Here is an 11,887-nt window from a genome sequence, read left to right as displayed (position 1 = left end):
CCCGGTGCGCGGCACCATGGTCATCCGGCCGTACGGCTACGGCCTGTGGGAGCGGAGGGCGACGAACGAGCCCCGGCCGTGCAGGGTGTGGAGGAGGCCTTCGTCCTGAAGGACCCGCAGCGCGGACCGCACGGTCATGTCGGCGACCCGGTACCGGTCGCGCAGCAGGCGCAGCGGCGGGATCCGGCCGCCGGGCTGGAGGGCGCCGTCGGCGATCTGCTGCCGCAGGTCGTCGGCGACGAGCCGGTACAGCGGGGCGCCTGCGCCGCGGGGGGCGCGGGCGGCGAGAGCGGGCAGTGCTCCTGCGCGGCTCACGACTCCCCCCGCCCTTCGGCGGCCCCGGGCCCGGGTCTGGGCGTCCGGTCGATCTGGCCCGCGACCGCGCGGATCTCCTCCTGGGCGTATGCGGTGCGCACTCCCGAGACGGTGTAGCCGGACGCCTGGGCGAGCTGGTTCAGGGGGTAGGGGCGCGGTCCCTGGAACTCGCGGGCGTAGGCGAGGAGTCGGCGGATGTCGGCGTCGGCCGCCGCCTTCCTCGCCCGGGCGCCCTGGAGGGCGAGGAGCAGCGGGTCGGCGTCCAGGCCGTCGCTCGCGGCCTCAAGATTGTCGGCGCAGTCCCGGCGCAGCTGCTCGATCTGGTCGCGTGCGTCGTCGTGGCAGTCGTCCGGCCGCACGCTGCCCGGCGCGGGCATCGGGTGGAGCACGGCGGCGAGCTCGAGAATCGGATGCATGATGCGATCATCGCAATAAGTGTTCGCGCGCCAACCACGTTCCGCAGCACGGCCGTTGGACACGGCATCCCGGCGAGACGGCGTACGGGCAGGAGCGAGCCGGTGCACGGGCACGAGACGGCTCGGACGCGGGCCCCACCTGTCCCCGCCGGGCTGGTGTGCGCCCGCTGCCGCCTGAGACTCCCCCGAGGACACGGATCCGGTGCAGGGCTGACTGAGAGGGTGCGGGCTGTGCAGAAGCCTGCCGGGGCGCTGCGCCCGTCGCCTGCACGTCTGCTGGACAGCACGGCCGGCAATCGACTTCGAGTGACGCTCGGACGCTGGTCGAGCGACTCAGGCGGCGGCCAGTGAGGCGTGGATCCGGCTGACGGCGCGCAGGACCTCGTCTCGGTTCCTCGCTCGCTTGATCCATGCCGGAAGGCGTGCCACCAGGGCCATCTTTCGTCCGGTGTCGTGCCAGGGCGCTCGTTCTCGCAGCGACGCCTGGACGAAACGGCGGATCAGGTCGAGGTGTTCGAGGTCGTACGCCCACAGCCACCCATGCCGGGTCTCGGCCTGGAGCCACAGCGGCAGACCGAAGTACGGATCCGTCGCGGGCTGAGCCGTGCCGCCCGAGAGCGTGACACGACGGCCGCTCCACACCCGCGACAGTCCGCAGCCGCGGCAGACCAGACGTCGCGGCCTGAACAGCACCCGCCCTGCGGGATCGCAGTCCTCGGGCGCCTCAACGACGAGGGCGGCCTTCGCGCAGCCGGGGCATCGCACCATGATCGAGCCGATGAAGTCGTACTCGGTGCTGCGCTGATCCCGGAACCGACCGGAGAGCAAGGCCATGCGCCGAGTATGCAGTCGCCCCGCAGATCCGCGCATCCCGATTCGACCGCTCGCGCTCAGTCCCGCCGGGCCGCCGGGCCAGAGCCGGACGAAGGCTGAAGAACAAGCTCGCCCGTGGTCGCCGACCGCCGCAGGGGTCGGGGACGCCCACAGCCTTCCCTCGCGGAGAACGTCACGGCCGCGCACACCGTCGTGGACGCGGCCAGGAGCAGAGCGGCTGGACGGTCGACCGGCTCGGACGGGAACTGCCCGGCACGCCGATCCGGCCGATCCGGCGGAACGGAGCGGGCACCCGCCGGGGTGGAAGCGGAAGGAGGTCGTGGCCATGGCCGACTGCTGGACCCCAGCGGGCTGCTAGGCCCCAGCAAGACGCCTAGCAGCCGCCGACCTTCCTACCAGCAGCTACAGCAGCAAGGCGCGTCGGGCGCGATTCGCCGCCGCACGGGTGGTAAAAGGCTCGCATGGAACTCGCTTCGGTCGGCGCGGCCACAGCAGGCGTCCGCGCTGTGGGTAGCGTCACGACCGCTCTCATCGGCCGCTATCGCCCTGTCGGCGTAGTGCGAGTCGGGAGCCCAGAGGACCGATCCCAGACCTACCGGCGCTTCATTGAAGCTGCCGCCCGCTTTGGGTTGAACGCAGCCTGGGCCGCCAGCGCGCGCGAACAACCCAAATCTGAGGAGCCGTTCTTCAAGGTGGTCCTGCCGGCCCTGAGGGCCTCGGGGAACGAGCTTGTCTGCGCGCTCTTCGAGTTGCGGCTGTGCGCGCCCGTCTACGTCATCGGGGCCGCCGAGAAGCTGGCGGCAGCGGCCTCTGCCCTCGGCGGGACCGGGGAAGAGTTCAAGCAGGCAAACGCAGCATACGGCCAAGCGGAGAATGCCTTCCTCGAAGTGGCTCGGCATGACCTGAACTACCACCCCAAGTGGTGGCAGCCATGGCGCAGGCAGAAGGAGAAAACCTTCCGGAGGAAGCAGGAGAAGGCGATCTCAGCCCAGGGCAGCACGGCCTGACCTCCCGCCCACACCGTGCATCGAACTCCCTGTCGCGTCGGACACGCCCGTCACCAGCCGCAGTCGGGGGCTGATTGCGGCGCGTCCCCGGGGCCGCGGCCGCCGCGGCGCCCCGGCCCGTACCGCGGCGGTACCCGAGCGGGAGACCACCCGGTAGACGACGCCTGAATCCGTCCGCGAGCAACACGTCAACGCGTCCCTGACCTCCCCGCAGACGAAACGTCACGGACTTTGGTTCGAAGGGCGCCTCGCAGCCGGACTCCGCCCGGCGACGACAAAGTCCTGCGTGAGACAGGCAGATCGCCGAGGCGAAGACGACCGTCGCGCGTTCGGACCTGGACGACACCCTGTCCAGCGAGTTCACCCAGGGTCCATGCCCGACCAGCAAGCCCTGCAAGGCCCTGCATCGGCGACGGCGCCGTCATCGTCCTGCGCACCCAGCACCCGGCCCACCTCCCCCGCCCCGGTCCGGCCAGGCACGGACGGTGAGCCCTGCCTCGGCTGCGCAGCATGTCACACATTGATCCGCCCGGCGCACTAGAGGTGGGATGCCGGCTCCGCGGCATCGCTGAGTGAGCGCCAGGAGGGGTACGTGGAACGGGTGTTGCCCAGGAGTCGAGGTCTTCGGGCTGTCCTGCGAAGGAGAGGCAACGACTGTGTCAGGACGGTCCGGTTCGAGGCGGGACGATCGGCGGGCGGCATAGGACGGAAACCTGGGCTCGGCCGGGGCGGGGGGCGCCGTCGTGGATGATGCCCCGAGTGCCGAGCTGCGTGTGAGCGATACGTATGCGGAAACTCCGGCCTTGCAGGGACGGGACCTGGCCGAAGATCTGCACGCTGGTGAATTCCCGGGTCTCGTGCGCTTCTTGCTGCTGAACGGGGCCTCCTGGAGTGAGGCCCAGGACGCGGCCCAGGACGCCTTTACCCAAATGTGCAGGCCCGGAGCGCGTATCCGCCACCCCAAGGCCTGGCTGCGGAAGGTCGCCTGGCGCTCCTATATTCGCCAGCAGGTGCGCCAGGAGGACGCCTGCGCTGAGATCCCGGAGCCCGTGGCGAACTGGCAGACCCCCGCGCATGCGGCGGAGCTCGGTGTTGAGGAGCGGCGTGTCGTGGAGTTGCTGCTGCGGCTTCCGGCCAAGCAGCGTGCAGTTCTGGCGTGGACGTTGGACGGGTTCACCACGCGGGAGAGCGCTGAGGCCATGGGGACCACCCCTGAGGCTGCACGTCAGAACCTGTCACGGGCGCGAGCGACGTTGAAGAGGCAGCTTCGCTTGGAGGGGTCAGACGTTGCCGGAGAGGAGGAGTCATGAGCCGAGACAGTGCAGATGAACAGCTCGACCTGCTGCTGGCGAGTGCGCATGAGCAGCTGGGGACAGTGGTTGACGACGGGCTGATGAGCAGTGGCGGGCCTCCGGAGCTGCACGACCCGGACCGGGCGTTGGGGCGGCTGCTGGCGGCTGTCCACCGGCAGACCGCTGCGGCCGTCGGCCGGCGTCTGGCGGGGGGAAGGAAGCGGCCCGCGTACCGGCAGCTGCCGGTGCCCCGGGGCAGCACGTACGACGGGTGGCGGACGCTGGCGCAGAGGCCGGCGGCGGTGCGGCTGAAGTACCGCGAGGATGCCTTGCGTATCTCGCGTGACTACTGGCCTGCGGACTTGGTTCGGATACTGCGAGACGCGCTGGAGCACTTCCGGGGGCTCACGGCAGATCTGGAGGCGGAGCGGCTGTCGCCGGATGCATGCCAGCAGCTCACGCAGGTCAGTTCCCGTATCGCGGCCGTTCGAGCGTTGCCGGAGTCGGTCCAGCCGCCTCCAGCGGTGGTGGGCTACGACTATCTGGAGACCGTCGTCAACGGTCTGTCTACGTGTGGCCTGCGTCTTTCGGCCATGGTCGAAAGTGCGCAGCAGTTGCTGGAGTCGGAGCTGTTGCCGCATCTGCTGGAGGAGGACGTCTCGTGTCTGGGCGCGGTCGAGGTGGCACAAGACCTGGTCGACGATCTGGATCTGGCGCAGCGGGAGGCGGCTGCTCTCGCCGCCGTGGTGAACGAGGTCGACCGGGCCAGTACTGATTTCTGCGGCGCGGACCTTCGGTCCGCGGACCTGGACGGGGTCAATCTGGAGGGGGTCTTGTGGGATGGCAGCACGGCGTGGCCGCCGGAATGGCACGACCGGATCTGGAGAGCCTCACTGGCAGCCGAGACCGGGTCGGGAGTTCTCGTCGTCAGGCTGGAGTCACACGACAGTTCCGTTCATGCCGATATCTGAGGCGCCTGGTCGCCACAGCCCGCTGCGGAGAACTGAGCGGCGCCAGGTGCGAGGAAGCATGGAGAGCCGTGAGCGGGCGACGGGAGCTGCGCGGTAGCCGGCGGCTGGATTGGGCGTTCGCCTCTCGCCTGTTCACCCGGTTCGTGAGCGTTCGGGCACCGACAAGGACCGTCAATCAGGTGGCAGCGTCAGAAGGAATGCCTCGCCTGAGGGCGACCGCATGCCCGTCTGTCGGTCCTGTCCGTTCACAGGCCGCAGGCCGTACCGACTGCAGAAGCAGCGAGGTCCCCCGACGTGTGGAGCGTGGGGGACCTCAATCCGAGGGCACGTCCAGCCTTGACTGTGGCTCGGATGGCCCGCTGAACGCGGGCGCTGTGTCCATGTAACGAGGACATGGGTCACGCCGTCTATGGTACGTCTTCCACTGGACGGTGTCCGAAAAAATGAAAAAGCCCATACAACCGTGACCTGCGAGAACGCCTCAACGTCAGCATCATCGGATGGGCAGAGACCTGTTTTTTCACTCTCGCCGCTCCCCCTGGCGAGTGAATGCGGGCCACAACTCGCGTGGAGTGCAAGCCACTTAACAATTCGCACAATAGTACGCTTCACTAGAACGCGTGAACGGTAGCGGAATTGCGATCTAGATCGTCCCTCTAACGGGTGAACTGGGTTTGGCGCAGCCTTTTTTCAGAATGTGGAAGGAGGCGTTACCCAGCGTGGTACTGCCGTGGGCGAGGCGCCATGATTGTGCGAAGGGCAAGGGAATGGAGCCCGTCACGCTCAAGGTCTGTGGAGGGCCGTGTGGCGGTATCTCACTCCTTCAGTCCAGCCGAATGCAGGCCTTCACCTGCGCGGACCCCCGCACAGCCCATGTGCGGGGGCTCCGGCTCAGCGCAGGAGCAGCAAGGCCTGTCCCCAGTGACTGTGGAAGGAACATGCAATGCAGTGCAGTAGTCCCCGCGGGGGAAGTCTGTGCCTGCCGTCGGGCCCGGAGGGCTGGCGCCTGGTGCTGGTACCTCTTGCCCTGATGCTGGGCGCCACGGCAGGGCTCTGGCTCTACGCCTCCTTCGGCGAAGCCGCCCAGGCCGTCGCCGTCGGCATCACCGCTGCCGACATCGCCGTGCAGACCGTGGAGTTGGCACTCGCGGCGACGGCAAGCGACGGCGCCGTCACGACCGCAGCGGCACAGCCGCCGGCGACCGGCCGTGCGTTCCGGATGATCCCGCTGATCACCGCCACGGCGACGGGCGCCGCGATCGGCTGGTCGTTCTACTACGTCTTCGCCGAGGCCTCCGAGGCCGTCGCCGTCGGCGTCACCGCGATGTCCGTCGTGCTCCGCGTCGTTGAGATGCTGCTCGGCACAGTGTGCTTCCTGGTCGTCTCCTGCACCGGAGCCCTGACGGCCAGCGTGAGGGAACGCGCCGACAAGGTGCGCGACTTCATCGACCGCTTCCTCGGCGGGTTCGGTGGTTCGGCGCCGCACCCGGCGGGGGCAGCCTGATGGCGACGTCCCGCCCGCACGGCCGACCGCGCCGACAGGTTCTGCCGCCGATGACGCCCAGCCTGCAGCAGCTGGTGGAGGCGCTCGGCGACGGCCGCGGCGACATGAAGCTGACCGAGGTCGCCAAGGCCACCCACTACTCGATCAGCGCCCTGTCGGACGCCACGTCGGGCAAGCGCATCCCGACAGTCGCGCTGATCGAGAAGTATGCGGCCGCATGCGGCATGGCCCCGGCCCCTCTGCTGGCTCTGCGTCAGCAGGCCGTCCAGGAGAAGAACTCCGCACCCGCGAAGGAGCCGGACGGCCCCGACGCATCGTCGGCCCTCGTGGTGCGCCACAACACGGCCGGAGTCGTGCGGCAGACCATCGGCGGCATGTCACTTCCAAAGATGCGCGGCATCCGCCGCGAAGAGGACGCCCCCTCTGCCGAGCCTCCGCCGGGCGGCCTGGACGTGCACATGGCCACGCTCATCCAGCAGGCCATGGCAAGTGCGGGGCGTGCCGGCGTCCCTGTGCACGTCGACCCGATCACGGGGGCCCTCTCCCTGTGCACCGTGCCCAAGGACCTCATGGAGCTCCTGCGCGCTCTGTGGGTCCAGAGCGAGGTCAGCCTGCGCGAGATGGAGCAGCGGGTGCGCCGCTACGACCTCGTCGTCTCCCGCAGCTCGCTGCACAGGATCCTCAACGAGGACCAGCTTCCCCCGGTTGAGGTCCTCGCCGCCGTCGTCGGCGCCTGCGGCATGCCGCAGGACCAGATCGACGTCTGGATGTATCACCGGGCCCGGCTTGAGATCGCCGAGGTACGGCACATGCGAACCACCACGACCGCCAAGTCGTCCGACAGCAACAGAGCCGGGCTGCTCGTCCGAATCCCGTACAGCCCCGGCCGGAGCCTGCAGATCCTTATCGCCGCATGCAGCCTCATGGCCGCCCTGCTCCCCCTCCTCATGCGCCGATAGCCGACCCCACGCGCAACGTGGCCCCCAGACCGACCTGGTCCGGGGGCCACACGCGATCTCAGCCTGGAAGCGAGACCGTCCTGGCGGCCGCGAACGCCGGGGTGCCCCCCGGAAGTGTCGCCCGTGGGCGAACACCCGCAACAGCCCTCGAACTGTCGCACCCGCAGCCCGGTGAACGTCTCCACCCAAAAGGCCCAGCCCTCAACACTCCACGCATACAAGAGAAATGCCCAGATCACAGCGTTCTGGAACACGCTTTAGTTTCGTAGTTTCAGCTGCCACTACGAATGCGCGACTTCTCGAGACGTTCAAGCGGCGCTCAGCATTCATCGCGCTACTCATACACTCTTGCCGCCATGACCATATGCGCCACCAACGGCCAGCTCGGCTGACTCGGTACCGCCTCAGCTCGGTTGGCGCACCATCCAGGCATATCGTCCAACCAAGCCGCCCAGCCCTCCAGAAAGGACTCGAGTGTCGCGTTCTCCCACTCTGAATCTCCACGAGAGAGATCTTCCGCAGCAGCCCTGAGGAAGCTCGCAAGGTCTTCTCGACTTTCGACGGAGTTCACCTTGTGAATTAGATTCATCCGCCCCCTCCTCTCACAATAATTGATTCACTCTGGTCGCCGACTGCCCCACGCTCACGGAGGAGCTGGTCTTGGTCCGCAGCGACCACGAGGCGCGCGAACTCGCCGCCGTCCTGCCTCAGGGCCGGATCGTCCACCTCGACCTGCCCGAGCACGAGCAGCTCGCCATGTGGTGAAGCGGCGGGCTGTCAGCACTGCAACGGGAACGGCATCGCAGCCACGTAGTGCTGCCTCTCTTCTTTCAGCGCTGGGGTGGGCCCGACCGGGCCCACCCGGCAAGGCCCTCAGGTCAGGGCTGCGTGGCCGGCCTCGGTGGCCTCCATCAGGTCTGGCCGCTCTCCGTTCGCCGGGTGGACGATCCGGATGAGACCGCCGTCGTGCAGGTCGATCGTCGCCTTGTAGAGCCCGAACTGCTTCTCCTGCCATGCCACGCGCCGGGGGTCTTCCTCGGCGGCGCTTCGCTCGAAGTTCGCCGGGTGGATGGTGTGAAAGAAGTCGGAGGCGGCCACGGGCTCTGGTGACTGGGCGATCAGGCGAAGGAGCTCATGCTCGTCGGCGTTCAGCGTCATGACGGCAGCGTAGAGGGCAGGGACGGGGGTCGCCGTGGTTAGCTCCGTAGACCCGGCCGCGCCCGCAGCAGCTGCTCGTCACCGTTCATCCGACCAGCCTTCCAGCCGCCACCGCCAACGCCCCTGGCGCCGGCCCAGCCGGGAGAAGTGCTCTTCCCCACGGCTATCGCTTCTTGTGAACCTTCCCCGGGCACATCTCGATGATGAAGGGCAAGGTCGTCGTGAGGTGACGACCTGACCGTCCGGCTCGGCTCCATACCTCTGAGCGGGCAGCCGGGCAGGTGGGACGCGCCTCCGGACACCGAGACGTCACTGCCCGGCCCTCCCATCGAGTAAGCACGCCTGACCCGGGCCCCGCCCAGCAGGCGGAGCGCCACCGGCTCGCGCGGGACGCCCTCATGACCCGGCCACGCGGGGCTGTTCGGCCAGACGACCACGCTGGCATCGCGCGATGTCGGCAGCACACCGGGATGATCTGTCAACTCCACTGCGGGCGGGGCGGTCCGGGTGCTAGTCGTTGCTGGACACATCGCGAGAGCTAGGGCAGCGGAATGATCATTCTGGACACATGCGTCATACGCGGTATGCGCCTCGACGGCAGTGAGGTGGAAGTCCTCCGCGCCATCGTGGCAACCGGGACGGAAAGGGTCGGAGCGCCCTCCATGGCGGTCGAGGAGCTTGCGGCCCAGAAGGCCCTGGAGTACGTGGAGGCGCACCGGGCCGCGGCTCGCGCCCTACGTCAGCTCGCGAACAAGAGCCACCGAACGGAGCCGAAGCTTGAGGAGCCGGACCCCGAGGGCGTCCGGGAGATGTGGCGGAAGAAGTACAGCTTCCTGGATGTGCTCCCGACGAGCGGTGAGGCGGCCATGGAGGGCCTGTACCGGGAGGCCAACGTCCTGCCGCCGGCCACCACGAAGGGTGAGGGCGACAAGAGGGTGAAGGTTGGCGCGAGGGATGTCGCGATCTGGCTGACTGCCGTGGAGTACGCGCGGGAACACCCCGACGAAACGGTGTACTTCGTCAGCAACAACCACAGGGACTTCACCAAAGGGGACGCCTACCCGCCGCCCATGGACGCCGACGTAGCGGACCTGGGCGACCGCTTCGTTCACCTCACGAACCTTGACGAGCTGCTGGAGACCGTCGCTCCACGGGTCCCGGTCAGCGAGGCAGACGCGCTTGGCCTCCTGACGTTCCACACGGAGTACGTCGCCCTCACCGCGCAATCGGTCTGGAGCCGCGGCACCGCGCCCATCCACGTCCGGACCCGCGAGGGCGAGGCGATCACGGCTCAGACGTGGGCGTTCCCGGCGGAAGTCCGGGTGCAGCTCACTGACGTCAGCGATGTCGAGGCCTACCAGCTCGGTGCCAAGAGCTGGATCGTCGCCACCGCCCGCTGGCAGCTCGTGGGCCTGGCTATCGGCACGACGCTCGTGCAGGCCGCGTGCACGTGGGAGACCCGGATTCTGTTTCCCGGCCGGTCCGGGGACGATCACAGACCGCGGATCATCTCGTCGTCCAGGGCGGTGCCCGTCGAAGATGCCTCCGCCGTCGACTGGCCGCCCATGCAGTCGAGCGCGGAGAGTGTGCAGCGCGTCATGCAGATCGCTGCGGCGGAAGGCCGCAAGCCCACGTGGATCGAAGTGCTGCTGGGGGCGCTGATCGCGTGGCCGAACCTGCTACAGCAGAGCTCCGACGTGGACCTGTCCACGTATCCGCCGTACCAGCCAATCCAGCTCAAGCAGTACCCGCCGTTGGGTGCCTGCCTTCCGGAGCCGGTGGAAGACCAGCCGGAAGACGAGCAGACCGATGAGGAGTGAGGCACGCCCGACCCGGGCCGGAGTCAGCTGCGCCCGGGCTCCGAGGCGTCGCCGGGTGCCGGCGCTCCGGTGGCCGCGGGCGCGGCCTCGGCGGCAGCAGCAGCGGCGGCGCGGCGCTTGCTCCGCTTGTCGTGGGCCAGGGTCCCGGCGATAGCGGCACTGGCGACCACGCCGCCGATGACGACGCCTTGACCGGTGTAGAAGCGCCGCAACGCGAGGGGGCCGCCTCGCCTGCTGGCTTCCTTTGCAAGTTCCGCGTAGGCCCAGGCCATGGCGCTCCTCAGTTCGTGTCGCTCGCTTGGGGATGGGTCGATGATCGCAGGACGCCGGGGCGCGGGTGGAGCGTTCGCGGATGTTCGTCAGCGGGTGCGGGTGTCTCAGCCGAGGCTGTCGGAGAGGGCGATGCCGGTGATCGGACTGTGCAGGCTGTGCGCCAACGGCACGATGCTGCGCCAGCCCGACGTGCCCATCGACCCGCGACAGCGCGCCGTGCTGGAGAGCGTGGCCGCCTTCCAGGTGTAGCGGGGCGACTCACACGGCCTGAGTGACTGCCGCGGCGTCCAGGCGATCCAGGCGTTCGTAGAGGGCGCGGACGAGGCGGGCGCGGGCCACCGGCGTGAGCCAGAAGGCTGTCGAACAGAGGCTCCGCCCGGCTCCGTCAGCTCCGGGAAAGCCATGCCATCGCGGACAGACCACTGACCGGTTGAGTCCACCGCGCGGCCGCTGGAGATCACGCGCACCCTCGGGACTACTGCGCGCGTTGCCTCTTCGGAGGCGATGCAACACGTCTGGACTTGACGCAGAAGCGAAGTGGATCACTGTGCTAGCCGCCCATGACCTTCTCACCAATATCCGCTGCACCGATGTTCCCCTAGGCCGGTGAGCCCCGTGGGGTCAGGGAAACTGAAGGCTCTTCAGCGGGAACCCGCGGGTCGGATGCTGTGCTCTGCGGGGATCGACCCCCGAGTTCGTGCCGACTCACGGCGAGGCGTCCTGGCTCGTGGGCGTGGCCTCGCCGCCGGTCTCAGCGCCACGAACGCGGACGGGGTGGCGGGCGACAGGAGAGCCGACCGGCCCTGGCCACAGGCCTCACACGGCAGTAGCCCGCCAATCACGTCGGGAGCCGCGGCAGCCAGCCTGTTGCTCGGGCTCGGTCCGCTCCTGACTGCCGCAGGGTGCCCGGCCTCCAACGCCGCCCGCGCCTGCCGTGCACATCGTCATGGACGACACCGCGATGGCCGCGCCGGCAGGGCGAAATCCTCGCCTCCCGCCTCATCCACCACGCCCGCGCCGAGACCCTGGAGTGGAGAAGGCTCGGGCGCGGCGCATGGCTTCCGCTGGGTCGACAAGGTGCTGTGCGGGCTACGGTGCGGGGGTGTAGTTCACCAGCGCGGTCTCGCAGGGTCCTTCGGCGTACAGACCCAGGGCGTCGAGCTCGGCCTCGTCCACAGTCAGGCCCCAGCGGAGCTTGGTGGCCACCCACTCGGAGACGTAGCGGCAGTGCGCGTCGGGCAGCGGCGGCATCCACTCGCGGGGGTCCTGGTCGGCCTTGGAGCGGTTCGTGCGCGCGGTGACCGCGACCAGGGAGGCCGCGGCGTCCTGGTCGTTCGC

The 11,887-nt window shown here is 68.9% G+C and carries 11 protein-coding genes and 1 pseudogene; 6 read left to right on the top strand and 6 right to left on the bottom strand.

From position 1 onward, the window contains the following. Positions 1-36 precede the first annotated feature (36 nt). The 3 genes from AB0M39_RS39615 to AB0M39_RS39605 all read right to left on the bottom strand — a co-directional run bounded on the left by AB0M39_RS39615 (position 37) and on the right by AB0M39_RS39605 (position 1,565). Positions 37-315, bottom strand: coding sequence for a winged helix-turn-helix domain-containing protein (locus tag AB0M39_RS39615; protein WP_365373323.1), 279 nt, complete (start codon positions 313-315; stop codon positions 37-39). Continuing rightward, positions 312-731 carry a hypothetical protein gene (locus tag AB0M39_RS39610; RefSeq protein WP_365373321.1) on the bottom strand — a complete coding sequence of 140 codons (420 nt, stop codon included), beginning with the start codon at positions 729-731 and terminating at the stop codon, positions 312-314. The genes AB0M39_RS39615 and AB0M39_RS39610 overlap by 4 nt, the downstream gene beginning before the upstream one ends. 333 nt (positions 732-1,064) lie before the next feature. Next, the gene (locus AB0M39_RS39605; RefSeq protein ID WP_365373318.1) at positions 1,065-1,565 is read right to left on the bottom strand and encodes a hypothetical protein; all 501 of its coding nucleotides are present in this window, start codon (positions 1,563-1,565) and stop codon (positions 1,065-1,067) included. A 461-nt stretch (positions 1,566-2,026) separates the two neighbouring features. On the opposite strand from AB0M39_RS39605, the gene AB0M39_RS39600 reads away from it, so the two are divergent. The 5 genes from AB0M39_RS39600 (at position 2,027) to AB0M39_RS39580 (ending at position 7,298) form a co-directional block, all read left to right on the top strand. Next, a complete protein-coding gene (locus AB0M39_RS39600) occupies positions 2,027-2,572 on the top strand; it encodes a hypothetical protein (RefSeq protein WP_365373315.1) in 546 nt (181 codons plus the stop codon). Between the two features lie 743 nt (positions 2,573-3,315). Beyond that, positions 3,316-3,882: a sigma-70 family RNA polymerase sigma factor gene (locus AB0M39_RS39595; RefSeq protein ID WP_365373312.1), complete on the top strand. Its 567-nt coding sequence runs from the start codon at positions 3,316-3,318 to the stop codon at positions 3,880-3,882. Beyond that, entirely contained in the window at positions 3,879-4,835 is a 957-nt protein-coding gene (locus AB0M39_RS39590) for a hypothetical protein (RefSeq protein ID WP_365373309.1), read from the top strand. The genes AB0M39_RS39595 and AB0M39_RS39590 overlap by 4 nt, the downstream gene beginning before the upstream one ends. A 943-nt stretch (positions 4,836-5,778) precedes the next feature. Continuing rightward, positions 5,779-6,339, top strand: coding sequence for a hypothetical protein (locus AB0M39_RS39585; protein ID WP_365373307.1), 561 nt, complete (start codon positions 5,779-5,781; stop codon positions 6,337-6,339). Positions 6,340-6,389: 50 nt separating this feature from the next. Continuing rightward, on the top strand, positions 6,390-7,298 hold the full coding sequence (locus AB0M39_RS39580; protein WP_365373304.1) for a helix-turn-helix transcriptional regulator: 909 nt from the start codon (positions 6,390-6,392) through the stop codon (positions 7,296-7,298). Positions 7,299-8,171: 873 nt separating this feature from the next. On the opposite strand, the gene AB0M39_RS39575 is transcribed toward AB0M39_RS39580, so the two are convergent. Then, positions 8,172-8,456 (bottom strand): hypothetical protein, encoded by a 285-nt coding sequence (locus AB0M39_RS39575; protein ID WP_334458010.1) that lies wholly within the window; start codon positions 8,454-8,456, stop codon positions 8,172-8,174. Positions 8,457-9,007: 551 nt separating this feature from the next. On the opposite strand from AB0M39_RS39575, the gene AB0M39_RS39570 reads away from it, so the two are divergent. Continuing rightward, positions 9,008-10,276, top strand: a complete 1,269-nt coding sequence (locus AB0M39_RS39570) for a PIN domain-containing protein (protein WP_365373300.1) — start codon at positions 9,008-9,010, stop codon at positions 10,274-10,276. A 23-nt stretch (positions 10,277-10,299) separates the two neighbouring features. On the opposite strand, the gene AB0M39_RS39565 is transcribed toward AB0M39_RS39570, so the two are convergent. Beyond that, entirely contained in the window at positions 10,300-10,548 is a 249-nt protein-coding gene (locus AB0M39_RS39565; RefSeq protein ID WP_365373297.1) for a hypothetical protein, read from the bottom strand. Between the two features lie 1,090 nt (positions 10,549-11,638). Beyond that, positions 11,639-11,887 (bottom strand): annotated as a pseudogene (locus AB0M39_RS39560) (HNH endonuclease); the annotation flags it as partial.

It is taken from the genome of Streptomyces sp. NPDC051907 (assembly GCF_040681075.1).
Lineage (GTDB): Bacteria > Actinomycetota > Actinomycetes > Streptomycetales > Streptomycetaceae > Streptomyces.
This window is presented reverse-complemented; position numbering and strand designations above follow the sequence as displayed.

Excerpts from the sequence above, each read along its gene's own strand:
- AB0M39_RS39600 (WP_365373315.1), top strand. The coding sequence starts at position 2,027 with ATGGAACTCGCTTCGGTCGGCGCGGCCACAGCAGGCGTCCGCGCTGTG.
- AB0M39_RS39590 (WP_365373309.1), top strand. The coding sequence starts at position 3,879 with ATGAGCCGAGACAGTGCAGATGAACAGCTCGACCTGCTGCTGGCGAGT.
- AB0M39_RS39585 (WP_365373307.1), top strand. The coding sequence starts at position 5,779 with ATGCAGTGCAGTAGTCCCCGCGGGGGAAGTCTGTGCCTGCCGTCGGGC.
- AB0M39_RS39580 (WP_365373304.1), top strand. The coding sequence starts at position 6,390 with ATGACGCCCAGCCTGCAGCAGCTGGTGGAGGCGCTCGGCGACGGCCGC.
- AB0M39_RS39570 (WP_365373300.1), top strand. The coding sequence starts at position 9,008 with ATGATCATTCTGGACACATGCGTCATACGCGGTATGCGCCTCGACGGC.
- AB0M39_RS39610 (WP_365373321.1), bottom strand. The coding sequence starts at position 731 with ATGCATCCGATTCTCGAGCTCGCCGCCGTGCTCCACCCGATGCCCGCG.
- AB0M39_RS39565 (WP_365373297.1), bottom strand. The coding sequence starts at position 10,548 with ATGGCCTGGGCCTACGCGGAACTTGCAAAGGAAGCCAGCAGGCGAGGC.
- AB0M39_RS39605 (WP_365373318.1), bottom strand. The coding sequence starts at position 1,565 with ATGGCCTTGCTCTCCGGTCGGTTCCGGGATCAGCGCAGCACCGAGTAC.
- AB0M39_RS39575 (WP_334458010.1), bottom strand. The coding sequence starts at position 8,456 with ATGACGCTGAACGCCGACGAGCATGAGCTCCTTCGCCTGATCGCCCAG.